Source organism: Bradyrhizobium tropiciagri (assembly GCF_001189845.1).
In the GTDB taxonomy this organism is placed as follows: domain Bacteria; phylum Pseudomonadota; class Alphaproteobacteria; order Rhizobiales; family Xanthobacteraceae; genus Bradyrhizobium; species Bradyrhizobium tropiciagri.
Genome location: NZ_LFLZ01000009.1, coordinates 115,289 through 139,914, shown reverse-complemented (window position 1 = coordinate 139,914; position 24,626 = coordinate 115,289). Strand labels below are relative to the sequence as shown.

The following is a 24,626-nucleotide window of genomic DNA, read 5'->3' as shown; positions in this document are numbered from 1 at the left end:
GCAATGACCCGTAACCCCGACGGAAGAGAGAGCTCGGTCCCGGACGGCCTCGCCGTTCGGGTGGTATCGTTCTACATGAAAAATATCTCCGCCGAGGTCGTTGCCTGCCAGCGCGCGGTGCTCGACGCTTGCCGACCGCAGGCGTTCGCGTTTGAGCAGGTTCTGACGACCCGGTCGCATGGCGAGGCGATCGACGAATACGTGACCAATTCGGCATACGATGTCATGGTAATCCTCGACATCGACTGCGTGCCGCTGTGCCGGGACGCGCTGTCTCACCTCGTTCGTCACGCGGCGCGCGGCGCGCTGATCGGCTGCGTCCAGCGCGCCAATCACCTGCAGAACGGCACGCATCTCTATGTCGCGCCGTTCTGCATGGCCTTTTCAAAAAGGCTTTTCGAAGAGATCGGGCGCCCGTCGTTTCGGTCGACGGATCGCGGCGACGTCGGCGAGGAGCTGACTTATGCCTGCGCCGCTGCGGGTCGTTGGACGCGGATGCTGTGGCCCTCGTTTGTCGAGAGCGCGCGTTGGGACCTCACCGAAGGTCGCTGCTTTGGACCCAACACCGAATATGCGGGACTGTTCTTTCATGCATTCGAAATTCGCGCTCCCGCGAACCAGGCGTATTTCGTGGCGCGCTGTCGGACAATTTTGGCAAGGGTCGCGGACGATGCGGATCCGTCTTCGACGACCCGCCGATGCTTGGCGTCCCACGCCGCCGATGTCCGCTCGCAGAAGTGAAGCTGGCCTGGCAAGCCACGGGTATACTCGATGGCAATTGTCCTATTGTGCCAACGTCCACCTAACCGACCTCGACATCTTCGACAACGTTCTAAGTCACGGCAGGTAACCTGCTCGCGCTGAAGGCGCTGGAGCAGGAATATTCGCCGTAACGCTGCCACGCTCTCCGGGAAGCGAGTTGTGGCTCGAAACGAAAGCCTCGTAGCGATCGACGGCGACGCCAACGCCGAGAATCGGCTCAAGCCGGGACGAAATTGGTGGGCCCGGCAGGACTAGAGCCTGCAACCAGACCGTTCTGAGCGCTGCGCTGATCCGGAACCCGCGTAGCGCAGTGCTCTTCTTCAGCGCTTCCTCAAAAGACACTTTCGCGTACGAAATGCAGCGAAACTTGTTCACCGTTGCTGGAGCCCATTGAAATCACAGCAAATGAGCCCGCCCTCCGAGCACACCACAAACCCAAGTTTAGCGTCGAAGTCGCCGGCTATCGCAGCCGTCACAGGTTCAAATCCCCGTCCAGGATTTGGACCTATTCTGGGGACCAAAGCCGGCGACAGATTGCGTACGAACGATTGGCTTTTGACTGATTACCAACGGCGGATGTCGCGAGCTGGGCTGCTCCGTAGGAAAACAGGGCTTCGGAAGGTAGTGCGCTTAGCGACGGAGCGGTCCTTTGACTAGAACCCCCGACGAACCCTCGATAGATGCCCGAGGAAGGCTGATTGGTAGCCAGGCAAGTTTTCGGTCACGACGAACTCTGCTTAACTGATAGGATTCTTGCAGAAAGCTTATCAGTTGCATTTGCTCGCGAACCGATCGAGAATCCAGAAATACCTATTAGTGGCTAACCAATCGCCTTACCTTACGATCGGTTGTCGAGGATCAGTTTGCTATCCTCCCTGCGCAGGGGGCGAGCTGCGACCGCGCTACGTGCAGCGCTGCGAAAGGCACCACGTTTCCGCATATCGACTTGCGCTTCGTATTGTCAGAATAACAGCATTCATTAACACCTACGGAATTTCCCAAATCTGTGTTTTTGTGATCGTGACGTTTCGATGGTCGGGTTACGCGGGCTCCGCGACCACCATGTTGCGGAGGATGCCGATGCCCGAGATCTCAACTTCGACGGTGTCGCCGGGCCGCATCCACAGAGGCGGCGTGCGCTTGGCCCCGACGGCCGCCGAGTGTGCCCGTGACGATGACATCGCCCGGAGCGAGCGGACATATCGGTGAGATGTAAGCGATCAGCTCGGGGATCGGCGTGATCAGGAGATCGGTCGTCGTGTTCTGCACGACGGTGCCGTTGAGCCGGGTCTGAAGCGTGAGCCTTGAGGGATCGGGAATCTCGTCTGTTGTCGCGAGCCACGGGCCAAAGCTGCCGCTCTCCGCAAAGGTTTTTCCGGAGAGGAACTGGCTGGTGTGGCGTTGCCAGTCGCGGATGCTGCCTTCGTTGTAGCATGAGTAACCGGCGACATGATCGAGCGCGCAGCTTGCGGGAACATGCCGGCCGGCTTTACCGATCACCAGCGTGAGCTCGCCTTCATAGTCAAAATCATCGCTGACCTTTGGCTTCACGATCGGCTGCTCGTGTCCGACCTGGCTACACGGAACGCTTTGACGTACGACGGCGGGCCAGCGATCATCTAGGCTTTGGCAGCGGCGTCCATATGTGCGCAGGCTTGCATCTTGCGCGCTTGGAGATGACGGCGCTCATGGAGGTCATGGTCGAGAAAATCCGGCGGTTTGATATCGGCGAGCCAGTGCTTGCGCTCAACAATGTGCTGCGCGGCCTTGCGTCGCTGCCGGTCCATGTAAATTAGGTGGGGATTGGAATCGCGGCGACGGCGTGCAGCATGGGGGTGACAAACTTGGCAATCGCTTCGTCAAGCGAAAGTGCCGAGCGGATCCAAATGACCGAAACGCAACCAAATACGATTTCATCCCGTATAATTGGAACGGCGATGGAAGAGGTCTTGGGATTGAATTCGCCCTCATCGCGGATTGCGTAGCCTCGCTGCATAGTGTCCGCGAGCATGCGCATCAATCGGCCGGCCTCGAGGAAGGGGCGGTCCTCAGCTTCATCGATGCGACGTAAATGGTTGATGATCACGTCGCGCTCGTCTGGCGGGCAGGTTGCAAGGTAAGCGCGGCCGGCCGAGGTCCGCAGCATTGGCAGGCGCTTGCCAATCATACCGCGATCAATAGAGAGCGGACTACGCGAATGTGTGGTCTCCTGGATCACCATGGCCGCGTTCTCGTAAGTCGAAAGATCGACCGGCCAAACCAGGGCTTTGCTGAGCTCGGCAAGATAGGGCGCAGCCACTTGGCAAATCACGACCGCGGGGTCGTAGCCATCGCCGAGGCTCAATGCCCGCCGCGTGACCCGGAAACGATCGTCGCTCGCGCTGCGCGCAACATAACCAAGTTCCTCAAGCGTTTCGAGCAGGCGATAGACTGTCGGGCGAGGTAGGTCGAGCTGACGCGCAACGTCGCCGGCGCGAATGCCGCCGGAACGATTGACCTCGTGCAGCACGTCCAGCCCTCGCTTAAAGGCGCGAACACCGTCTGACTGGCCTGCCCGCCCGGATCGCGTCCGCTCTTTGGACACTTCAGATTCCTCCCTTATACTGCGTCGACTTGCCAATATCGTCATTACGAACACGAAACGTCGCCGAACTAGCAGTTTACGTAGGATTGCGCGACGTTGGTACCAAATTCGGACCGGTGCGTTTTCGCGCTGCGGCGGATGCAGTCCTTGGAGGAAGTGGCATGGAAATCACGGCGCTCGGCTACGTCGGGATCAAATCCTCGCAACTGGACCAATGGAACCAGATGGCGACCGGACTGCTCGGGATGCGCCAGATCGACCGGGGACGATCGGAGACAGCGGATGATTGTCGACGGTAGCAGCGATGCCGGACTTGCCGTGATGGGTTGGGAGGTGGCGACCAGTGTGGAGCTTGCTCGTTTGTCCAGCCGCCTCGACGACAACGCCGTTAAGGTCAGGCAGGGGACGCGCGCGCTTGCCGATCAGCGTTACGTCACCGCTAGGAGCGTGAGGCTTGCGGAGCGGCAGGGCGTCGTAACGTGCTGCCCGCTTTCTCTCAATCGGATGGCCAAGTTCGTGCAGCATCGCCTCTGGGCCGAGCGTCAGACGGTGGCCGATCTCTTTCGGGATGATGGGATTGTTTTCGTTTGCGGGGACGGTTAGCACATGGCGCTCCAGCCGTCCGCGAGACACTTGTGCGAATTTATCATGAAGCAGCCTGGGGTTCATCATGAAGGGACACAAGCGTGGGCCGACGAGGTCGAACACAAGCACGGCCGTGCGGATGTGTTTGCTTAGACGCGCAACGGCAGCGCCCGATCAGATGCGCCGGCAGCCTCGACAGGCACAGTGAAGTGGAAAGTGGCGCCGCCTACCGGCTTAGCCGTCACCCACAATTCACCCTCGTGCGCCTCGACAATCGACCGACAGATCGCAAGGCCCATGCCCATCCCGTGCGTCTTGGTTGTGAAGAGTGGGTTGAATATCCGGTCCGCGGCGCCCGGGTCCAGGCCCTTCCCCGTGTCTTCCACCGAGACCATGACATAGCCAGAGTGATGGAGTTCCGACCGGATAGATAGCACGCGCTCCCCATCACTCGTGGCCATGGAATCGATCGCATTCGTGATCAAATTCACGAGCACTTGCTGGAGCTGAACCTGCTCGCCTCTTACCAGCGGCAGCTGCGCGCTGAAGTCAGCGCGAACGTCGACCCGATGGGTCCGCAGGCTGTCGTCGACGAGCGCCAGAGCTTGCCGAACAACATTGTTGACATCGAGCGAAGTCCAAGTTTGCGTGCCCTTTCTGTAAAGTGTTCGGATGTTGTCAATCACGGCGGCCGCACGATGTCCGTCACTCACAATGTCCCGAAACGCTTCCTCGGCCATATCGATGTCTGGCTCGGCGCTCTTCAGCAAGTTCAGTCCCGCGCTGGCGTTGGTTACGATCGCTCCTAAGGGCTGTTTGACTTCGTGAGCAATCGAAGCCGAAATGGCGTCGCCAGTCATAAGTCGCGCCTCACGTTCGCGACGTTGGCCCAGAACGGCATGTAGCAGCTGGCCATATAGCATCGTTATCTGTTGCAACAGGATGAGCAATACGAGGCTTCCAGAGAGCAGTCCGCAAACTCGTCCTGCATACCATCCGACGCTAAAGCGCGTCGGAACGGGGAACAGTTGGAGGGCCGCCTCCGTTGCGTACGCGCACATGACCACCATTAGCCAGAGGTCGAGCACCGAGCGGACCCGAACCCATAACAAGACAAGTGCCAGGGCGACCAATGCCATGATTGGCACGTTCAGATAGTACGCGAAATTTGCCGTTCGCTCCTCGTTGAACATCAGGGCGGGCATGATCCGCCCACCAACCGTGACCAGGGCCGTCGCGCTGCCGACGAAGGCGGCGACCAGCCCGACACTCGCAAGTATCGCAGGACGAATGACGCGCGAGAACCGCTGGACCGAATCCGCCTCCTTCAGCAGAGAATAGGCGATCACGAAAAGGGGGAAGCCCACGTGCCAGATCGCATTCAGCCAGGCGGTACTCTGAAGGCCGGCGCCCAGAAGGCCTCCCGGCGAGAAAACGCCCGGGAATGTCAGCGCCCAGGGAATTACGATGAGCGCTGTCAGCAGATAGCCGCTCGCCAGAGCGAGGAGCGCACCCGAAGGCACGATGGCGAAGTGTGCGAAAAGCAGTGCTGCAGTGATCAAATCGTTGACGAAAATCGCAGTGGCGTAGGCGGGTACAAAGGCGTCGATCCGCCGTATCGGAAGGGTCGCAAATGGGGCTGACACGACGAAAACAACGAGCAGCGCGAACACGATGCCAAGCGCGAGCCGCTTATGAGTAGGGCTGGGTGGTAGGTTGGAGAGCACAAACTCGTGCCCCTCTAGATCGAGCAGCGATGTTTCCATAACCGAGCCGAACCTTTCGAGACAAAACCGACTGAGTGCACCCCGATCGCACCTTTCAATCTTGGCTCAGTTTGTTCGTGCCTAGCAACAAGCTTCGCGTGCCGATGGCACCTTGACTGCCAGATGGAGGTCATTGCCTTGGTCGACGCTGGCGGAACCTGTGTTGAGACCCGCGCATTGGCCGGTTGGCGTAGAGACCGAATGGCTTCGTGAACGGCAAACGGGGCATTGTCATGGGATCGTTTGTTATTCGGCCTCCAGTATTTGAACGCCGATTTCCAAATGGTCGACGAACACCAAAGTGGTGTAAGCGCGGCGGGAGCGCGCTCGAATCGTCCCAAGTTGCTCGGTGCTCTGGCAGCTCACCGTCGCTTGTCGTTCGGCTTCCAATCCGCGCGTCAACGAGAGCCGGCTATCTGCACATCCTGGTCGAGCCCTTAAGCGGAACTGAGCGGCGCTCGTCATATAAAGATATTTCAGTGGTGACGCGGCGCGCAGGCATTATCTAGCAGCTGTCCGCACAAAGAGGCGGATTTTGTGCAAGTAGCGAATGATACACGAGGGTCCGATGACATGAGCGAACATGATGGATCGGCTGCTCAGTGACATATTTTCGGCCTGTGTGCATCCGGAAGCATGCATGACGTGCGATGCAAGCCAGGGTTCTGAGACATCCAGGCGCGTGTGAGGCTAAGAAAGAAGCCGCCAAGCAATGAAGATCAAGTCCCATTCAGAAAGTCACATTGTAGAGCTTGAGAACGGATCGCAGTGGCAGATTTTCCCTGGTGATCTCGACGTGACCATTGGCTGGAAGTCTGAGACCGATCTGAAGCTGATTCGGATATATGATGAAGTCAGCTCACACGCCTTGGTACGCTCGGCAGACAATGAACGCGTTAGAGTTCTTCCCGTAGGAGAACGCTGGCCGATTAAAGAAGTTAGAATGATCTTGCGAGAGGGATAACCTAGGCAGACGGACAGCAGATAGTTCGTGGAGAGTATGAGCTTGGGCTCGACGAACTGAATTTGACTCGAAAGTGGCCCCCTTAACAACAGAGCGTTTGCAGAAGTCGCCACCTCTCTGGACCCCACGCTGCGTTAGCTGCGTTCCGCAGGGCTTGCGGGATCCAGGGATCTTGCCCAAGACAGAGGCTTGGCTGGAGAGGCGAACGTCCCATGTGTTCCACGTGCGGCGTGAGCCGTCGCATGCGGAGTTGTCGTGGCCGCCTCAGTTCAAATTGACGGAACCATGGGCCCATAGTAGGCGCCCCAGTGGCCCCACACATCGCGGCCGCCAATGCCCACAGGATCCGTCGCGTAAGCGGCCGGCGCTAGCACCGTAACTGCGGTAACCGACTCCGCGACGTCCTTGAATATGGCGCGCGTCAGGTGTCGCGTTCGCATCATCTGCAAGGTGCCGCAAGGTGCCATTGCTCGCACGAGCCATGGTGAAAGTTGCGAGCACGGCAGCGGCGATTAGTGCAACTGGCAAAAATCTGGGCTTAGTCATTCAATTTAGCCGTTTGATCCCCAACGACAGGCGTGCCATCGAGCAAGGTAAGAACCGGCTTGATTTCAATGACATAGGCCGACGCGAGTAAAGTCACAGTAACGAGTGCCATCGTAGTGATCGAAAGCTTGCGGCTATCCGTTTTCGCAGGTTTCCTGGCGCTCTCTGTACGAACTCTCATATGTTCGTTTTTGTCCACGACTGCTCCGTGTTCAGTTGGCTGCGACAGTCTGTCGAAACGAGTCCCTGAGAGGGACAATCGGGATGGTTAGCTGAAAAGGAAGGGGAGAGCGATTAAATTGCCATTTAGATAGCTCACTTCGTAAGCGAGGGTGTGTTACGATTTTCGCCATCTCAAAGTCGATTGAGGTCGGTACAGCAAGCTCTCCTTCCGTTGACGCTCTATCGATGCGAATGGTGCCGCCGCGCATAGTAAGACTAGTTTTATGGGAGCAATCTAGCGAGCAAGCGGTAGAGCGGCCTTGGTGGCTTTGCAGTCGCTGTTCGGGTCTTGCGCCAGAATCGAAGCGAAGCCCTACGGGGGCTCGCCGGACGCAGGTCAGCGGCGACAGTACAGCTCAATGATCCGCTTTGCTCGAAGAGGGCTTACATCCTCCGCTCATGCCCCCGCGTGCATTGAGCGCCCCGGGCGGTGCCATGGTTCGGCCGCACACACGCCGATCCTGCACAGCGGCCCTTCAATAATGTGGAGAACGCAGCTAGCCGAGAAGCTGGCCCAGCGCCCGTCGCCGCTCCATAAGCCTTTTGAGCAAGCAATCCCTAGTTTGCGCAATTTCCGCGAAGAACAAAATCGGGCAGTAGACTAGCTCTGGAGGGGGAGGCCCTCAGCCTCAGCCGATACCCAGGGGAAGATCGGCGCATCTCGCAAGAACTCGAGCAGCCGGAAGGGCACCCGTGAAGAAACCAAACATTCACCCCTACAATGGGCCGGCCGGTGGCTGGGGTGCTCTTAAGGCCACAATGGACGTCTTGCTTGAGCAAGGCGTCGCCGTCAAAGGCGGCAAGACCCTGTTCAAGATGAATCAGCCGGCGGGGTTTGACTGCCCCGGATGCGCGTGGCCAGATCCAAGCGGCTCGTTTCCGTTGAAGTTTTGCGAAAATGGCGCGAAGGCCATGGCGTGGGAGACGACATCAAGCCGTGTCACTCCGGACTTTTTTGCCCAGCACACCGTTTCCTGGCTCGCGGAGCAGTCGGACTATTGGCTCGAGGAGCAGGGGCGTCTCACCCATCCAATGGTTTATGACGAGGCGAGCGACAAGTACGTGCCGATTGAATGGGAGGACGCCTTCACGCTGATCGGCCGCGAACTGGGCTCGCTCGAAGACCCGAACCAAGCCGAGTTTTATACGTCAGGCCGCGCATCGAACGAAGCGGCTTTCCTGTTTCAGTTGTTCGGGCGAGAGTATGGAACCAACAACTTTCCCGATTGCTCGAACATGTGCCACGAGGCCACAAGCGTCGGTCTTCCCCCCGCGCTCGGCGTCGCCAAGGGGACGGTGCTGCTCGAGGATTTTGCCCACACCGACGCCATTTTCATCTTTGGGCAGAATCCCGGCACGAACAGTCCACGAATGATGGACGAACTCCACGCCGCCGCCAGACGTGGCGTGCCGATCGTGACGTTCAATCCACTGCGCGAACGCGCTCTCGAACGCTTCGCCGACCCGAAGAATGTCATCGAGATGGGAACGCTCGGCGCTACCTCGATCAGCTCGAACTACTACCAGGTACGGATCGGAGGCGACGCGGCGGCCCTCAAGGGCATCATGAAAGCATTGATCGAGTCCGACGACGCCGCGTCCGCCACTGGCGCATCGCGCATTGTCGATGTGGATTTCATCGAGAAGCACACACATGGTTTCGAACCGCTCGTGGAAGACTTGCGAGTAACCTCGTGGGACGTCATTGAGCAGCAGTCCGGGTTGAAGCGCGAGGATTTGGCTGCGGCTGCCGCAATCTACGCCAATGCCAAGGCGGTCATCGGCGTATGGGGAATGGGCGTTACCCAGCACCGTCACGGAACCGAGACGGTGCAGCAGATCGTCAATCTTCTCCTCATGCGCGGAAATATCGGACGGCTAGGTGCGGGCGCGTGCCCGGTCCGCGGGCACTCCAACGTGCAGGGTAACAGGACCGTTGGAATCACCGAGCAGCCGACCGAGGAGTTCCTCGACCGCCTTAAGGACACCTTCGGTTTCGAGCCGCCACGAGCACACGGCCACGACGTCGTGACCGCAATCGATGCCATGGTTCACGGCAAGTCCAAGGTGTTTATCGCCCTTGGCGGCAATTTCGTGGCCGCAACTCCCGATACCAAGATCACTCAGGACGCGATGCGGCGGCTCGATCTGACGGTCGGCATCAATACCAAGCTCAATCGCGGCCACGTGGTACACGGCCGAAGGGCTCTTATCCTGCCATGCCTTGGCCGCACCGAAATCGACATGCAGGCTGATGGCCCCCAGTCCATCACCGTTGAAGATTCAATGTCGATGGTGCATGCATCCGCCGGAAGCAACGAACCGGCGTCTCCCCACCTTCGCTCCGAACCGGCGATTGTGGCCGGAATCGCCCAGGCGGCATTGCCGCATTCGCGCGTTGCATGGGCTCCGATGATTGAAAACTATGATCGCATCCGCGACAGGATCGAGTCGGTCTTGCCGATCTTCTACGATTTCAATTTGCGGATCCGTGTGCCGGGGGGATTCCATCTGACGTCCTCGGCCCGTGAACGGCTCTGGGAGACGCCAACTGGACGCGCGAATTTCATCATCCTCAATGGCGTCGCCGAGGATCCCTGCGTCGGCGACCCGGATGCGGTCTGGCTGACCTCGATCCGCAGCCACGACCAGTACAACACGACAATTTACTCGCTCAATGACCGATACCGCGGCGTTTTCGGCCAGAGGCGTGTCGTCTTCATCGGCACAGGCGACATGAAGAAGCGCGGATTGAAGGCAGGTGAGTGGGTCGATCTTCGGACCATTTCGGACGACGGGGTCGATCGGGTGGCCTATGGGTTCAAGGTCGTGCCCTACCGGCTGCCCGAGGGTTCCTGTGCGGCCTACTACCCTGAGACCAACGGCCTGGTGCCACTGCACAGCCATGACGCAAAAAGTCACACGCCAGCTTACAAGGCGATTCCCATCAAGATCACTCGATCGAAACCTGGATCCCCCAACACTTGATTGCCGCCATGAGGACCTTGTCCCCAAGCGCCGCAACAACGCCGTGGGTTGCACGGTTTCCTGCTCCGCCGGAAGCAAGCGCAGCGACGCGTTTCGCCCATATCGATCGGCAGTCTGTGCGCAGCGAGAGCCAACGTTACCGATTGATGTAAACGTACTGTGTGGGTGGCACGTAACCATAGGAACGAGGACCATGTCACATGCTGCCACACATCATCGGAGTCGCCGGTTGGAGCGGCTCCGGCAAGACGACTCTGATTACCAAGCTCATACCGATGCTGATTGCGAGACAACTCACCGTTTCTACAATCAAGCATGCGCATCTTGGCTTCGACATCGATCTGCCTGGCAAAGATTCCTACGAACACCGCAGCGCCGGGGCGACAGAGGTGCTTGTGACGTCAGCCCGTCGCTGGGCGCTCGTGCACGAGCTACGCGGCGCACCGGAGCCAGATCTGCGCCAACTGTTGGCGACACTCAGGCCGGTCGATCTCGTGATAATCGAAGGTTTTAAGCGGACCACGCCGGTCGAGATCGAGGTACACCGTTCGTCCCTTGGCAAGCCGCTTATTTGCCTCGACAATCCTGCTGTGGTCGCCGTCGTGAGCGACATGCCGGTCGCGCTGCCATCGACCATTGCGAACCTGGCGCTAGACGATCTCGAAACGATAGCCGACGTCGCGCTGACGCGGGCTGTCCCGATCGCGCAGTTGTTCTTTGAAGAAAACGAACGATAACAGCGCACTATTGCGGCAGTAGATCCGGCTTCCATCTTTGGCCGCGAGCAACTGCTGCTGCCAAAGTTCGTTGCGCGCAGTACAAGCGATCATGATTAATGGCTCAGCTATCGCATTGCGTGTGTTCCAATGGAATCTCCCAGAGCACCTCGTCACTCGCATTGACCGAAACTCAAAATCTTTCACGGTGCTCGACAATACAACGTTCCAGATCCGTGAAATTCCGGTGCAACTGTTCGAACGCGAGTCCAAGTGTGAAGACGCGCTCAAGCGAATTGAGTGACATCTCCTCCTTAAGGCTCTGTTGACGCAATGCCTCTATTTTTGCCGCGTACCCTTCGAGAGCTGCACCGACTGGCCCGCTTAGCGGCGGCGGTTTGCGCGCAGCGAGCGCGGCTGCGCTGCCGCTCAAATAGCCGGCGGCAGAACCATTGATGTGGGACAACGCCGGTTCGAGCCAAGCTTGTAATGGCGCCGGCAGCGGCAGGACAGTGGTGCCCGCAATCAAGGTAACATCATCGCGAAGTCGGCGTAGCGTTCGCAGGAGGGGCGCGAGGTCCGGGGTGGGTGTTAGGCAGGTTAGCCGTTCATGCGCGCCTTCCATCGCCACGGCGTGCAGCCCTGCATAAGCTTCATCAATCTCCTCCAAGATGCGCGAGACAGCCGCTTCATCAAAGGCTTGCGTGAGCGATCCTGAAAGCTTCGGGAGAGCACCTGCCATAAGATCGAGCGTGCGCGCGGCGGCGCTGATCGCCGAATCGTAGGCACGTTCCGGGAACACTATGAACGAAACGAGGAGCCCGACCCCGCATCCAACTGCAACCTCGACGATCCGTTCAAAGGCCGATGCGATCGGTCCGAGGTGAGTCATGACCGGAGCAAGCGTTACCAGAACGGCCGTGAAGGGCGCAGCGCCGAAGCGAGCATTTTCCGCGGCGACCAGAGCAGCCGGTGCCAAAGCGATGGCGAGAACAAAAGCCTGCGCGACTTCATTGTGATCAGCGATCACTGCCCCGACAGTGCCGGCGAATATTGCGCCTCCAAGGGTGCCCGCCAGATAGTCGGTCGTCGCTTTCAGTGACCTGCCGACATTCAACTGCGTCAACAAAACCGCCGTTAGAACCGCCCAAAGGGCGTATCGTAGGTGAAGCTGTTGGGAGACCAGCAGGGTCAGCACGCCGGAGGCCACGAGTCTAATGCAAAGTCTCAGCTCCGCGCGGTGTCGTTGGCGACAGCTCCGAAGCCAAGTTCTGAGAATGCGGGTGGAGTTCATGGCTGCATTAGTGTCGACCACGCGTGGATCCGACCGGTAGCTGACAGCCCAGAGCCAGCACGAGCGGGTGGACAAAGAAAGCGGAATGGGGCGCAGCCCCTCATCGATCGCAATTGCAAAGGGAATCGTGCAGGGCCAGAGCCCGCCGCTTCAAATTCCCGGAGCGACGTCCGGAGCGGCGCAGGCGTTCTGAGCCCGCGGTTCGGGTTGTTCGGGACGCTATGGATGGCAGAAGGTCTACCCATGGAGAGCCGGATCACTAGAACGGATACAACGGAGTTAGGTGAGCTCTGCTCGAGAGCCATTAAATTGATCTTTAAGTATTCACCTGGACTTGAGGCGCGGCGATGCGCGGACCGTCCGACTTCTGCGGAGTATAGAGTCGAGGATGAGCCAACTCCCATCGAGCGCACGTGGTCTAAAGCGGAATTTAGTGGTGCCGACTGAACTAGGCTCCATCTCACGTGGAGAAGCCAAAGAGTTTTCTGGCTGCATCCAAAGGAGAAGTTCAATGACACCATTCAAGGTCTTATCTGCTGGATTGGCTGCCGTCGTGCTCGCGACGCCCGTCATGGCACGCGACGACTGTCGGACAACGCGGCACATCGCGAAACTATCCCATGCAAGGGCCTCGTTCACCGCCCGTTACACTGGCGATCACATCCGTACTCCAGCGCCGCGTGTCCGCGCACGTGTCACGGCACCCGAGAACCAACCCGGCGGCATTTGCGATTTCGGGGATAACCCGATGATTTGCTAACGCTGTGCCTGGAAGTGTGATCGGTCTGCTATGACGGACGCGGATGCTTTGGAGTCACTAGCGGAACTGAACAGCGATCTGAAGACGTGTTGCCCTTCATCTAGGACACTCGGATGTCCTCTCGCGCGAAATGCCAAAGACAGCTCATCTGCACTACATGTGTCCGCCGGGTCGCGCGCTTGGTCAAATACCGGCATTGTGTAGATTGATCGTTCCGTTAATCGTTGAGAAGCGGATGCGTTGCCGACAACCACAAGCCGGCGCGCGCAGCTGCTCTCGCACGGTGCCGCCCGAGGCAAATTCGTCGTACTGCTGATTAGGGACAACTGAGGTTCAAACACGGCAATGCGAGCAAAGTCAGCTGTCCGGCGGCAACCTACGTCCGATGGCAGTCTTTACCGAAGGAAAGGAGTCTCTCTGATGAAGCGCACAGCGAGCTTGGGTTTCGTCCTCTCGTTTCTGCCGATAGCCGCGGGCATCAACCTTGCAAACGCCCAGACCGCCGACACAGCACCCGCAGCGTCTGCGGCGACTACAAAGCTGAGCGCGGTGGACTATAACTTCGTGGCCCAGGCCAATCTTGGTGCCCCGTTTCAAATCGAGTCTGGCCGGGTTGCCGAAGAAAAGACGAAGGCTGCTGCAATTCGCGAGTATGCGCATCTGATGGTTTCCAGCCACATCCCGGTTGTCGATGCGCTGAATACGATTCTCAAGCGCAAGGATATTGCCGCGCCACCCAACACGCTGCTGCAGGGCGCCTACCACGCGATGGTGTCAACCTTCAAGGCGGAACCACGCGCGGCGCTCGATCGTGACTATGTCGAAGGGCAGGTCGAGTATCAGAAGGGAAATGCGGCTCTCTTCCAGTATGAGATCCAGTACGGTACCGACGCGGATCTCAAGGAGTTCGCGCGAAAGACCTTGCCGAAAATCGAAGACCATCTGCAGCGGGCATTGAAGCTTGCCAAAGGCGAGAAGCTCGGAAAGACGGCTTCGGAGTAGCGGCTGCTTGGAAGGGCGCTGAACCGTCGCGGACAAGCGCTCTGATCTCGTCTGCCGGCGAAAGCGAGAGCACCGGGTTCGTCCAACAACTCAAAACCAGTACGCCTGGCAGCCAGGTGAAGCTGAGACTGCTGCACCTGAATGCCTGGCACAGCAAGCCACGAAGCTGGTTGGTGCATCTCCGAAGCTAGACAGCCTTCGCAGAACCCGCGGGTGCGACCAAGGCGGATGGGCCCGCGATATGCGTCGCTGTCGGATCTACACAAGCCTTCGAGGTAGATCGGCAGTCCCGCATGCAATATGTGTGCGATGATCGCCGAGTCGCGTTGAGGGGCACAATCCATTAGCCCGGCCTGCAAGTTCGGTCTCAGTCCCTTCGAAGTCGCGGTCGGGGGAAAGTCCGGCGTGCAATGCGGCCTTCATGGTGAGGCTGAACTATGTGGCTTTTCGACCACTCGCTACTGCGCTCGTTCATCTGACGCAGCATCTTTTATTTGCCAGCTACGGCGTGTCGCGTTCAAACCCCCGAAGGCCACAGCCGGAAATGGCTCGTTTGTGCCTGCGAGTCTCTCAGAAGCGGAAACGAAACCCAGCGGTGGGCGCGACCGTGCTTCGATTGAGGTAGCCGTTCGCCAAGCCGCCGGTGATCTGCGAGTACATCAACCCGGCGTAGGCATCAAATTTCTTCGCAAACCGCCAATCGATGGCAAATGAAACGGCGTCGAACGTCCCGTGGCACGCTGCCGGCGTCGGAAGAGCGCTGCAACTGGCATGAGGTCCGAATGTCGGCTGATCATAATGATAGTATGCGCCAATCACATCCAGATTGTCGGTGACGGAGTATTTCGCCCCAGTCCAGAATACATGGAATAGCTTGTCACCGGCGTTGAAAGAGGTGCTGCTAATGTTCGTGCTATTGAACGCAGCGCAAGCGGCGCATACGAAGTCTCCTGCAATATCGGTAAAACCGTTGCCGGCCGCAAAGGGATGACTGGGGGGCGCGTATCGTATGTATTCGTAACCTGCAAACAGCTTGACCGGTCCGTTGCTGTATTTGGAAACGAGCATCACGCTGGTGTTGTCGGAGAGCGTAGCGGTGAGAATCTGGGGAAGCACTGCGGGTGGCGCGCTGCCAGCAAGCCCTATCGACACGGCATCACGGACGTAGCTGCCAATTGCGTCGAGTGAAAGCGTGCCGCCGGCCAGATTGGGAATGTCGCCGCCGAGTTGAAGCTGGTAGGAGCCAGTCGCAGCGTTGTTCAGGCTGTAACCGCCGAATTGCCAGAGCGCGGCAATTCTGAACTGGCCAATGTCGGCATGATATTTCACCGAAGTGCTAAATCGACAGTCCTCCGTATTGCCCGCGCCGCAGGCAATACCCTGAAAGCCGATCGGCGAGAAAGCGTACGAAGCGGCCATCGGATCGTAGGCAAAAACCGCGTCCAATGTCAGGGAGTTCTGCCGGAAGACGGTTAAGCTGCCATAAGGTGAACTGACGCCCAAATAGCCCACGGAGTTGTAAAATTGGCCAGCTCGGCTCGAGTCAGCGTACGAGTTTTGGCTCGTGAGCGGCACGCCGGCATTTTGGGCCACCGAGTGCGGTCCATTGGCCAATTGGAGGGAATAAGGGTCGAACCCGGCCTGCAGGTCGAAAACAAACGCCCATCCGGGAGCGAATGGCTCGTTACCCTTGATCCCGATGTTTGACTGGGTCAGGCCGTTTGGCGCCGCGCCCCACAGCGGACGATTGCTATACTTCTGAATGAGATAATCTTCCCCGACAGCGGATGTCCCATTGAACGGCGCCGCGTGGCTCCGCCACGTCAGGCCCATGTCGATTGTGCCGTAAACCGTGATGCCACTCCAGGTCAGCATACAGTTGGTGACGACAAAGTCCTCAGCGCTGCCACACGTGGACGGCTGCGACGCAGCCTTAGTGACCGTGGCGGGGGCAGCCTTCGTCCTGTCCTCGGCCGACGCATCCATCGCGCACGTAGTGCAAACGAGCATAAGAACTATCGCTCTTCGATAGAGAGTTCTGTTATCGCTAGTCCAGGACGCGCCGCTCGCAGAGTTTCCTTTTTCTCTTTCACGTTGGGCTTCCCCATGCTGGACCGATCGGATACGCCGTGCGTGGCACTTCTTTGATTAACGGCTCAACGCCGCACACCCAGCCTGCGCGATCTGGGCGTCGTGCTCCGGTGTGTCGAAGCTCGCGCCGATACCCCCGATGACCTCGCCATCCACCTCGATCGGTAGGCCGCCCTGCATCATGATGAAGTCACGGGCGGTAACAGCCGCGATTCGGCCATGGTTGACGGAATCTTCCAGCGCCTGCGTCGGCTTTTTGAACAGTGCCGCCGTCCGAGCCTTGCCGGGCGCGAGCTCGATGCTTGCAACGTAGGCTGCATTATCCATCCGCAGCACGAGTATCGGCCAACCGCCGTCGTCGACCACCGCTATGACGCCGGCCAAATGCTGTCGTTCCGCTTCGGCTTGCGCTGCGGCGACCATCTTCTGCGCGGCCTCGAGCGTAAGCACTTTCTTGTCCGCCAGTTGCGCCAGCGCGGTCTGTGCTGAAAGGATGAAAGTTGCGGTAACCAATGCAGCTCCAACGTAACTACGCATCACCATCTCTCCTTACAAAGTTCATGGCCTGGCGGCGGCTTGGCGTCGTAACTCTGTTCATGGTGCGTCTTCGTGCGCGCCAGCGTGTGTCGTCGGCGGTGACTGGAGAGCGCCCGCGTAAAACGCGGCGAGCGCTTGCATTTCGTCCGTCGTCAGTTGCCTTGCGATCACACGCATCTGCTCGAAGATGTCGTTCTGGCGCAAACCCTGGGCGAAGCTCGCAAGCTGCCGTTCGATGTAGGCGGCCTGCTGACCGTGCAGCGCGGGCGCGCCAAGTTTGTAGCCACCCGGGCCGTGACACGACGAGCAGGGCGCGATCCCGCGCCGTGGATCGCCCGCGTAAACCAAGCGCTTCGCCGGATCGCTTTCCCTCGGGCCGTGACCGGATTCAGGGATACGCGCAGGGGGCAGCGGCGGAAGCCTGTCCTTCTGCGCGGCCAAATAGGCGGCAACATCCGCGGAATCCCGAACCGATAGCGTCTTCGCGATTGCTTCCATGACGCCCGACGTGCGCTTGCCGAAGCGAAAATCGTCGAGCTGTTTGAAGATTGCCGCTGCATCCATGCCCGCGAGCGTTGGGGCCACCGTCGATTTGCTCAAGCCGTTTTGGCCATGGCAGGCAACGCAGTTCATGGCGATGAAGGAGCCATGTCTCACGTCGCCGGCGGAAACTTGATCGAGAGTATGGGTGGTCCAGGCGATCCGGCTGGGTGTACGCAGGGCCGGTTCTGACTCCTTCGCGGGTGCGATATCAGCGTTGAGCCCGAGCCCACGGCAAATCGCGCTCCAGAGATCCAGCGTCGGATCGTTCTGCTGATAGCGGCTGAGAACGCCAAAGCCGAGACCTATCGAGATAACGGCCACGCCGGCTACAAGCGCCCACGCGACTTTCGGCCAGGGGTTGATAGGCGAGACGGTATTTCGATCACGCGCCATCACCGTACAATCGAACCGTTTGATGGGCCCGTCATTTCATAGGCGGGAACCGACGATTTCAGCACGAAGAACTGGCCAATCGGATACCCGTAAGCCAGGACCATCAGCGCCAGCACTATGGCGTTCCACAGGGCGAAGCCGTTCAGGGATGCGGGAACAGATTTGGGCGGGTTCACCGCAAGAGCGTAGGTCAATGGTGCGGCGAGCCGCCTTTCGCCGAATTGAGACCTCACCAAGACGACAATCAGGAGGATCGCGGACGAGAGCAGGATGACGCCGCCTGCGACGGAGACGATCACAAGCGGACCCATACGGGCCGTGAATGGATCGCTGTAGTCGAAGATGGCGACGCGTCTAGGCTGTCCCATCAAGCCTGTGATGTGCCACGGGATCGTGACGATCATCATGCCGACAAACCATAGCCAGAGCTGCCAGCGTGCCACTCGCTTGGAGCGTAGAGGCCTTCCGGTGATCCTCGGCCACATCTCGTACGCGATCGCGAAATACATGATCACGACTGCACCACCGAAAATCAGATGGAAATGCGCAGTTACCCACGACGTGTTGTGGATCATCGAATTCATGGCGAAGCTCATGTTGATGAGCCCGCCGAACCCACCGAGGCCGAGCATGACCAACGAGAGGGCTACCGCAAGCACCATCGGTTCGCCCCAGGGCAACGCCGGAATCCAGCCCAACAGCCCCGTTCCGCCGCGCGCCCGTCCGGCGATCTCCAGGCTGGCGCAAATCGAGAAAATGGTCAGCAGGGTTGGCAGCGCAACAAAGAACGTCAGAAATGACTGCAGGAACTTGAATCCTACGCCGTGGTCCGGATCGGCGAACATGTGGTGCATCCCGACAGGCAGCGAGAACACGAGAAACATGACGAACGTTAGCCGGCCCATCGTGTCGCTATAGAGCCGCCCGCCGGCGGCCTGTGGGACGAGCGTATAGAAGGCGATGTAGGCGGGCATTAACCAGAAATAGACGATGGCGTGCAGAGTCACCGAGAACAACGTGCGTGCCAGGCCGGCGTCGATTTGCGTCGTGAGGCCAAGTGCTCGCGGAAGGAGGATGCCGGCAAGTTCCAGCAGGACGCCGCTCGCCGCCCACGCCCAAAGGATGGCGGTGGCAGTGATCGCAAACATTGGAAGCGGCACTGGTTGGCCTGGATTCTCTCGCTTCCACGCCGCCATGTTGTAGATCATGATCACGACCCAGATCATCGATCCGGCAATCAGCAGGAATGCGCCTCCGTAATACCAGGCGCTTGCCAGGAGCGGGGGATAGAACGTGTACAGCACAGATGCCTGACCCGCGAGGACGGTGATGACAGCCATCGCTGTCCCGATCAAGCAGATGGCGAAGCCGATCCATGCCGGCGCGACGCCGCGCACCGGACGCCCCAGGCTGGTCGTCGTCACCGCGTAACCAAATCCCATTGCAAAGAACGTGGTCACCACATACGCCATCGCCGTTCCGTGCAGCGTCACCGAGGCGTAGTAGGCATTCGGGTCCTCTAGCGGCGCTGGCAGCGGGCTACGCATCAGCATCTGCCAGGCGCCCAGCAGCACAGAAGGCAAGAACACTGCAAAGGCGATCCAGTAGTGATAGAGCGCCAGGCGGCTACTGTTTTGCACAGCTTGTCCTTTCGGCTGCGTCCTGTGGCGGAAACTGCTCGCTCGGGACGACCTCGACACGAGCCGACATACCGTGATGCCCGTAACCGCAGAATTCGTTGCACGGCATATTGTAGACGCCGGGTCGGCTGAAGGTGGTGCGAACCTCGGCGATGAATCCGGGAACTACCATGGTGTTCACGTTTGTCGCTGGAAGCAGGAAACCGTGGATGACGTCCGTACTGGTAAGGCGAAATTTCACCGGCGCTCCGACGGGAATCCGCGTGCAGTCGGGAACGAAAGCGTACTGCTCGGCAATCAGCCGCACCGTGACCGAAGCGTCGGGATCGACCGCGGTGCCAAGATTGTTTTCGGCGAACTCGCCGCCGAGATGCAGAGTCACCGGATCGATCGTTTCTACATTGCTCGGAGGATGAAGTGAGTTGCTAACTCCGGTCACCACGATAACTGCGATCATTACTCCGAGCATGCCGAGCATGATCGCGAGCCAGCGGTTCTCGGCGCGCGTGATTGCCTCTTCCGGGATGATACCGTCAGGCAGGGGAGGCGACGGCGATTTTGTATCGATCTCAGCCAACCGAGCCTCGCGGAAGGAACAAGAGGAAATAGAATGCGAGCCAGCCTATGAACAGCAGACCGACGGATATGCCCGCTACGACCAAGGCACCGCGAGTGCCAAGTTCAAACTTGTCCGGTGCGCTCGATGCATCGATTGGCGGGGAAGCCAGTTTCAGCTTAGTGGCAGGTGATCGGCGTTGCTCATCGGGGATCGCTGACATGAGGTGTCCTATGCGATGCGTCGGAATCGACAAATCCCTGCACTTGTTGGTAGTAGGCGGCGACGGCGGCGATATCCTCCTCAGTGAGCCGGTGAGAAAGCGGGGCCATTTCTTCCGGACTGCTCTTTCGGAATCCGCGACGCCACATCTGCAGTTCAAGCGCGATATAGGATGCGTATTGTCCCGCAAGGTATGGAATCGCCGGCGGCTCTCCGGCGCCTCCAGGTCCGTGGCAATTGTTGCAGGCTGGAATCTGCCGCGCTTCGTTGCCAACCTTCGCGAGCTTCTCGCCCTGAATGATGAGCGTCGGGTTGGGCGTCGGCAGCGGCAGGAAAGGGGCATTGATAGCCGCGTAGTAGGCGGACACGTCAGCGATATCGTTGGGCGCCAGCGCCTTCGCGACCGGTGACATCAGCGGGTTATCGCGGATGCCCGACGCGAAGTGCTGCAGCTGCATTGCCAGATAGTGGGCCGACTGCCCGGCGATCCTCGGTGATGCGCCGCTTCCGTCGGCAACCCCATTGAAGGCATGGCATTGGGCACAGGCCGGCGCGCCGGCGGCCGTGCCTTGCGCGGCGATCACCGCCCCGTGTGCACGATCCGGAGCATGCTCTGCGGTCTGTATCTGCGCCGACGCTGTCCAGGCCATGCTCAGAACGACAGCCCCGATGCTCGCAGCAAAAATGGAAGACAGACGCGCAGGGTTCATGCGTGCACCAGTGGCCCCGGCGCCCTGACATATTTATTCTTGATAGCGTCGAGCGCCCAATAGGTCAGCGCCCCAATGGTGACCGAATAGTTGTATGAGCCGTTCTGGGGAAATGCCGAGGCACCCAAGCTGAAGACGTTCGGGACGTCCCAGCACTGCAGGTAGCGGTTGACGACGCTGGTCTTGGGATCCGCGCCCATGATGGCGCCGCCGCAATTGTGCGTGCTTTGATAGACGGTAGTGGTATATGGACGCCGTTGGCCGCCTCGTACCACGATCTTGCCGCCCATCGCGCGACCAATCTCCACGACCCGGTCCGCGATATATTGCGACATGCGAATATCGTTCTCGGGAAAATCGAACGTCATGCGCAGCAGTGGCTGACCCCACGCGTCCTTGTATGTAGGATCGAGGTCGAGATAGTTGAGCCGGCTTGCCGTAGAGGTGCCGTGCTGCTGAACCAATATTGTATGATTGTAATGCTGCGCGACGGCCCGCTTCCACTCGAGCCCCCACTTTGGCGTACCCGGTGGTGTCGGATGAAACTCGATCGGGCGCCCTCCGGTCATGATTGCGCCGACATATTGGCCGCCGATGAATCCGAGGTTCGAGTGATCGAAATTGTCGCCGCCGAAGTCGTCGATCATCGTCCCCGGGGCGCCTGAAGACATAAATGGGTTAACGTTGGTGCTTTCGTCGAGGAACACTGTGGCCCCGCCAGTGGTCTGATAAGTGTAGTTGCGACCCACGGCTCCCTTTCCGGTCTTGGGATCGTAGGGTTCGCCGATGCCCGAGAGCAGGAGCGTGCGGACGTTGTTGAGAGGGAAAGCCGTAATCAGCACGAGCTCGGCGGGTTGCTCGTATTCGGCACCCGAGCCATCGACATAGGTGACGCCCGTTGCCTTCGTGCGGGTTGAGTCCAGGTTGATACGCAGCACCTCGCAATTGGTTCGCAGCTCGTAGTTCGATCGATTGAGCAGGGCGGGCAAGATCACGGTTTGCGGACTGGCCTTCGCGAAGTGTTCGCAGGCATAGCGCTCGCAGAAGCCACAGAAGACGCACTGCTGGAGCTTGAGCCCTTCCGGATTTGTGTAGGGCCGGCTCAGATTCGAAGACGGTTGCGGGTAGGGATGGTAGCCGAGGTTTTCCGCTCCCTTGCGAAAGATCGCACCGAAATACGTCTCCTTCATCGGCGGATTGGGATATTCGCGCGAACGTGGGGCCTCGAAAGGATTGCCGCCCGGCTGGATCTGTCCCTTGATGTTGCCAGCTTTGCCGCTTACCCCGCAGAGATATTCGAACCGATCGAAATGCGGTTCAAGCTCCTCATAGCTGACGCCCCAGTCCTGAATGGTCAGCTCCGCACCGCAGGCTTCGAGAAATTTCTTCCCATAACGCTGCTCGATGTGGGTCTTGTAGATGAAGTCGGCGACCTGGAAGCGGAAGCTCTGGCCGTTCCAATGCACGAATGAGCCACCCAGTCCTTGTCCCGGCAGAAAACTCTCCCAGCGGCGGATCGGCAGTGCGGTCTGATCGGAACTGTTGCGAAAGGTCACCGCGACCTTCGTGTTGTCCTGCATCATGCCCTTGCGGATCGAAAAGCGCAGCTCGTCATGGATTGCAGGTGATTGGAAATCGGGCACTGTGTAGCGGGGAGCGCCGCGTTCAAGTCCGACTACCTTTAGTCCGACCTTCGCTAATTCGAGCGCCGCGAGAGAGCCGGTCAGACCGACACCGATCGTGACAACATCAACGGGCTTTAAGCGTTGCACCATTTTGCATCTCCATTCCCGCTAAGGCGAACTGGCCGGAATGCCCGGATCCATAAGGAGGTGCCCGTTGGCGTCCTCGGCAAGGCTCATCGGTGGCCTGTCGATCTTGATGCCATGCTTATCGACGAGTTCGTAGTAGGATGCATAGGCACCGGGGAAGCCGATCATCCGCCACGAGATCATGTTATGGTTGCCGCCATACACCGGATCGCTGAAGAAGCCCTCCAGGGTGCTCTGCCAAACGTGTGAGAAAAAAACGTCGGACGGAACGCCGCCAAGATCCGTTCCGCCCTGCTCGAGACTCGCGAGATACTTGTCCTGTCGGTCGGCGCTCATTTGTGCAAACGGCGTCTGCGCAAGCGCCTTGTTGATGGCCGCCAGCGCCGTGCGGTACAGTTCTGCAGGCGTGAAGGATAGCTGATAGCCTTGGCTCGGTGTTCCTGGCTGCCAAGGGCCGCTGCGATAAAGCCGCTCGCCGGTGCCCCAGGCACCCGCGAGTTGCTTATCGATATAGTTCGCAACGCCAGCCTCGAGCGCGCCACCCCATCGATCATCCTTCGGGATCAGGCGCGCGATCGCCGCCTCGATGAATGTGGCCTCTTCGGAGTTGAAGAAGAGATATGTCGGCTGCTGAGCCGCGCGAGCATCCGCTGCCGTGGATGGCGTAGACGAAGCGTCGTTATGTCCGCCGCCTTCTTGTGCCGGGCTTGCAATTGGCAGCATCGTTGCGCCAATCACTCCCGTTCCATGAATCAATGTCCTGCGCGAGATATCAACCACGATTGCCATTGCCTCGAGCGGGGGCGATCCCCTGTGGCTAAATAGGCTGGCTCTGACGCAATGGGCTAAGGCGAAATTGCTGAATTGTAGCTTTATTGCCGGGTTTTTCTGCCGCATCTGCGCGGCATCGCGCCTGAGGTTTGCGCAAGACGCGACCGATTATAGCAAGGAAACCAAAGCGACTTTTCAACGAACCGATATTCGTAGATCAGCCGGTTGTAACTCACGCCCCCGGTGCCGCGACCGGCTTGGGAGCGGCTGGCCGCCGCCACACGCGGTGGCTGGCCGCATACCTGATCGTGACCCAGGTGGATTTTTAGCTCTAGAGGAAGACACCCTGGCGACGTCGGGGCTGACGTCTCGGTCCCCACAAAGCCCATGAAAGGAGAATGGAATGTTGCGTGTGAAGGTCTCGAACCCGCGCTCAAGCGGCCACGGTCTTGATCACGGTATTGTTTCCACGAGACGCGGGCTGCCGTTAGCTTCCTTACTTGCCGGCTTACCTTTCCCATTTTTGGAAAAGGTGGCATTCGCCAGTGAGATTGATCCTTCGAAGACCGCTATCACGTTGCCTGATGCAATTCAGTTCGTGCCATGGAGTGGAGCGCCCACGCGCAGTGGAGAGATGGCGACTCTCTACGGAGGCCTGGATAGGCCGGGTCCCTATCTCGTATTGATGAAGTGGTACCCGGGTTACATGAGCGCACCACATTACTATGCGAGCGATCGGCTATCTATGGTGTTGTCCGGCACATGGTGGGTGAACAGCGGGGCTGACTTCGATCCAGACCACACGTTCCCGGTTCCTGCCGGAGGTTTCGTCAGGCGGGTTGCCCATACCCCGCACTACGATGGCGTAAAGAGTGATGCCAAGGAGCCAGCAGTGATTGCGCTCTTCGGAATCGCGCCGGTCGATCTCATGCTGGTAGACCCGAGCGAGCCAAACTGGCGGAAAGTCTGATCCTTCTCGCGTTCCTCTCAACGCTGCGCGAGGTCAAAAAAAGGCTAGCCTAGACTAGCCCAGCGTGGACGCGGGTCAGCAGCCCGATGGTGGCGAACCGCCGGGGGGGGCCGGAGCTCCCGTCGCGTTGGCCGGTGCCATCATGGCGGGATTTGCAAGGCTCATACTAACGCTTTCAATGCACGCCGCCGAGTTCGGCGTCGGTACTGCGGTCATGGCCGGGTTGAGGGTG

Annotated in this window: 20 protein-coding genes and 1 pseudogene; 8 read left to right on the top strand and 13 right to left on the bottom strand. The window is 59.2% G+C overall.

Annotation, left to right across the window (positions count from 1 at the left end; genetic code table 11):
• Positions 1-3: 3 nt before the first annotated feature.
• The gene (locus AKN84_RS10370; RefSeq protein WP_128970631.1) at positions 4-741 is read left to right on the top strand and encodes a glycosyltransferase family 2 protein; all 738 of its coding nucleotides are present in this window, start codon (positions 4-6) and stop codon (positions 739-741) included.
• 1,061 nt (positions 742-1,802) lie between these two features.
• On the opposite strand, the pseudogene AKN84_RS10365 reads toward AKN84_RS10370, so the two are convergent.
• Together AKN84_RS10365 and AKN84_RS10360 are read right to left on the bottom strand one after the other, a co-directional pair.
• Positions 1,803-2,346: pseudogene (locus AKN84_RS10365) on the bottom strand (fumarylacetoacetate hydrolase family protein); the annotation flags it as partial.
• A 208-nt stretch (positions 2,347-2,554) separates the two neighbouring features.
• On the bottom strand, positions 2,555-3,346 hold the full coding sequence (locus AKN84_RS10360) for a DNA-binding transcriptional regulator (protein ID WP_050420660.1): 792 nt from the start codon (positions 3,344-3,346) through the stop codon (positions 2,555-2,557).
• A 161-nt stretch (positions 3,347-3,507) separates the two neighbouring features.
• Here AKN84_RS10360 and AKN84_RS47245 point away from each other — a divergent pair, with 161 nt between their 5' ends.
• Together AKN84_RS47245 and AKN84_RS10355 are read left to right on the top strand one after the other, a co-directional pair.
• Entirely contained in the window at positions 3,508-3,645 is a 138-nt protein-coding gene (locus AKN84_RS47245) for a VOC family protein (protein WP_157863273.1), read from the top strand.
• Positions 3,629-3,949 carry a VOC family protein gene (locus AKN84_RS10355; protein WP_050420601.1) on the top strand — a complete coding sequence of 107 codons (321 nt, stop codon included), beginning with the start codon at positions 3,629-3,631 and terminating at the stop codon, positions 3,947-3,949. The genes AKN84_RS47245 and AKN84_RS10355 overlap by 17 nt, the downstream gene beginning before the upstream one ends.
• Before the next feature lie 131 nt (positions 3,950-4,080).
• Here AKN84_RS10355 and AKN84_RS10350 read toward each other — a convergent pair whose 3' ends face one another.
• Entirely contained in the window at positions 4,081-5,697 is a 1,617-nt protein-coding gene (locus AKN84_RS10350; protein WP_244485011.1) for a sensor histidine kinase, read from the bottom strand.
• A 712-nt stretch (positions 5,698-6,409) separates the two neighbouring features.
• Here AKN84_RS10350 and AKN84_RS44880 point away from each other — a divergent pair.
• On the top strand, positions 6,410-6,661 hold the full coding sequence (locus AKN84_RS44880) for a hypothetical protein (protein ID WP_128970630.1): 252 nt from the start codon (positions 6,410-6,412) through the stop codon (positions 6,659-6,661).
• Between the two features lie 538 nt (positions 6,662-7,199).
• Here the strand turns inward: AKN84_RS44880 and AKN84_RS44875 are convergent.
• Positions 7,200-7,406 carry a hypothetical protein gene (locus AKN84_RS44875; RefSeq protein WP_128970629.1) on the bottom strand — a complete coding sequence of 69 codons (207 nt, stop codon included), beginning with the start codon at positions 7,404-7,406 and terminating at the stop codon, positions 7,200-7,202.
• Between the two features lie 716 nt (positions 7,407-8,122).
• Here AKN84_RS44875 and AKN84_RS10340 point away from each other — a divergent pair.
• Entirely contained in the window at positions 8,123-10,417 is a 2,295-nt protein-coding gene (locus tag AKN84_RS10340; protein WP_050420599.1) for an FdhF/YdeP family oxidoreductase, read from the top strand.
• 200 nt (positions 10,418-10,617) lie between these two features.
• Positions 10,618-11,154 (top strand): molybdopterin-guanine dinucleotide biosynthesis protein B, encoded by a 537-nt coding sequence (gene mobB / locus AKN84_RS10335; RefSeq protein ID WP_050420598.1) that lies wholly within the window; start codon positions 10,618-10,620, stop codon positions 11,152-11,154.
• Positions 11,155-11,326: 172 nt separating this feature from the next.
• Here mobB and AKN84_RS10330 read toward each other — a convergent pair whose 3' ends face one another.
• A complete protein-coding gene (locus AKN84_RS10330; RefSeq protein ID WP_283805500.1) occupies positions 11,327-12,427 on the bottom strand; it encodes an FUSC family protein in 1,101 nt (366 codons plus the stop codon).
• 1,180 nt (positions 12,428-13,607) lie between these two features.
• Between AKN84_RS10330 and AKN84_RS10325 the strand changes: the two genes are divergently transcribed.
• Positions 13,608-14,189, top strand: coding sequence for a DUF4142 domain-containing protein (locus tag AKN84_RS10325; protein ID WP_050420596.1), 582 nt, complete (start codon positions 13,608-13,610; stop codon positions 14,187-14,189).
• 570 nt (positions 14,190-14,759) lie between these two features.
• Here AKN84_RS10325 and AKN84_RS10320 read toward each other — a convergent pair.
• From AKN84_RS10320 to AKN84_RS10285, 8 genes are all read right to left on the bottom strand, one after another.
• A complete protein-coding gene (locus AKN84_RS10320; protein ID WP_050420595.1) occupies positions 14,760-16,175 on the bottom strand; it encodes a porin in 1,416 nt (471 codons plus the stop codon).
• Positions 16,176-16,337: 162 nt separating this feature from the next.
• The gene (locus tag AKN84_RS10315; protein ID WP_244485010.1) at positions 16,338-16,817 is read right to left on the bottom strand and encodes a GlcG/HbpS family heme-binding protein; all 480 of its coding nucleotides are present in this window, start codon (positions 16,815-16,817) and stop codon (positions 16,338-16,340) included.
• Positions 16,818-16,874: 57 nt separating this feature from the next.
• Positions 16,875-17,753 (bottom strand): c-type cytochrome, encoded by an 879-nt coding sequence (locus tag AKN84_RS10310; RefSeq protein WP_050420592.1) that lies wholly within the window; start codon positions 17,751-17,753, stop codon positions 16,875-16,877.
• Complete coding sequence (locus tag AKN84_RS10305; RefSeq protein ID WP_050420591.1) at positions 17,753-19,393, bottom strand: cbb3-type cytochrome c oxidase subunit I; 1,641 nt, start codon at positions 19,391-19,393, stop codon at positions 17,753-17,755. Before AKN84_RS10305 ends, AKN84_RS10310 begins: the two co-directional genes overlap by 1 nt.
• The gene (locus AKN84_RS10300; protein ID WP_244485009.1) at positions 19,380-19,970 is read right to left on the bottom strand and encodes a cupredoxin domain-containing protein; all 591 of its coding nucleotides are present in this window, start codon (positions 19,968-19,970) and stop codon (positions 19,380-19,382) included. The genes AKN84_RS10305 and AKN84_RS10300 overlap by 14 nt, the downstream gene beginning before the upstream one ends.
• A 182-nt stretch (positions 19,971-20,152) precedes the next feature.
• Positions 20,153-20,881 carry a c-type cytochrome gene (locus tag AKN84_RS10295; protein WP_128970625.1) on the bottom strand — a complete coding sequence of 243 codons (729 nt, stop codon included), beginning with the start codon at positions 20,879-20,881 and terminating at the stop codon, positions 20,153-20,155.
• Positions 20,878-22,656, bottom strand: coding sequence for a GMC family oxidoreductase (locus AKN84_RS10290; protein WP_050420589.1), 1,779 nt, complete (start codon positions 22,654-22,656; stop codon positions 20,878-20,880). Before AKN84_RS10290 ends, AKN84_RS10295 begins: the two co-directional genes overlap by 4 nt.
• An 18-nt stretch (positions 22,657-22,674) precedes the next feature.
• Positions 22,675-23,442, bottom strand: coding sequence for a gluconate 2-dehydrogenase subunit 3 family protein (locus AKN84_RS10285; protein ID WP_210168518.1), 768 nt, complete (start codon positions 23,440-23,442; stop codon positions 22,675-22,677).
• 385 nt (positions 23,443-23,827) lie between these two features.
• On the opposite strand from AKN84_RS10285, the gene AKN84_RS10280 reads away from it, so the two are divergent.
• Entirely contained in the window at positions 23,828-24,394 is a 567-nt protein-coding gene (locus AKN84_RS10280) for a cupin domain-containing protein (RefSeq protein ID WP_050420588.1), read from the top strand.
• The last annotated feature ends 232 nt before the right edge of the window (positions 24,395-24,626 follow it).

Coding starts and splice junctions, on each gene's coding strand:
- AKN84_RS10370 (WP_128970631.1), top strand. CDS start 4: ATGACCCGTAACCCCGACGGAAGAGAGAGCTCGGTCCCGGACGGCCTC.
- AKN84_RS47245 (WP_157863273.1), top strand. CDS start 3,508: ATGGAAATCACGGCGCTCGGCTACGTCGGGATCAAATCCTCGCAACTG.
- AKN84_RS10355 (WP_050420601.1), top strand. CDS start 3,629: ATGATTGTCGACGGTAGCAGCGATGCCGGACTTGCCGTGATGGGTTGG.
- AKN84_RS10350 (WP_244485011.1), bottom strand. CDS start 5,697: ATGGAAACATCGCTGCTCGATCTAGAGGGGCACGAGTTTGTGCTCTCC.
- AKN84_RS44880 (WP_128970630.1), top strand. CDS start 6,410: ATGAAGATCAAGTCCCATTCAGAAAGTCACATTGTAGAGCTTGAGAAC.
- mobB (WP_050420598.1), top strand. CDS start 10,618: ATGCTGCCACACATCATCGGAGTCGCCGGTTGGAGCGGCTCCGGCAAG.
- AKN84_RS10330 (WP_283805500.1), bottom strand. CDS start 12,427: ATGAACTCCACCCGCATTCTCAGAACTTGGCTTCGGAGCTGTCGCCAA.
- AKN84_RS10325 (WP_050420596.1), top strand. CDS start 13,608: ATGAAGCGCACAGCGAGCTTGGGTTTCGTCCTCTCGTTTCTGCCGATA.
- AKN84_RS10320 (WP_050420595.1), bottom strand. CDS start 16,175: ATGGATGCGTCGGCCGAGGACAGGACGAAGGCTGCCCCCGCCACGGTC.
- AKN84_RS10315 (WP_244485010.1), bottom strand. CDS start 16,817: ATGCGTAGTTACGTTGGAGCTGCATTGGTTACCGCAACTTTCATCCTT.
- AKN84_RS10310 (WP_050420592.1), bottom strand. CDS start 17,753: ATGGCGCGTGATCGAAATACCGTCTCGCCTATCAACCCCTGGCCGAAA.
- AKN84_RS10295 (WP_128970625.1), bottom strand. CDS start 20,881: ATGAACCCTGCGCGTCTGTCTTCCATTTTTGCTGCGAGCATCGGGGCT.
- AKN84_RS10290 (WP_050420589.1), bottom strand. CDS start 22,656: ATGGTGCAACGCTTAAAGCCCGTTGATGTTGTCACGATCGGTGTCGGT.
- AKN84_RS10285 (WP_210168518.1), bottom strand. CDS start 23,442: ATGGCAATCGTGGTTGATATCTCGCGCAGGACATTGATTCATGGAACG.
- AKN84_RS10280 (WP_050420588.1), top strand. CDS start 23,828: ATGTTGCGTGTGAAGGTCTCGAACCCGCGCTCAAGCGGCCACGGTCTT.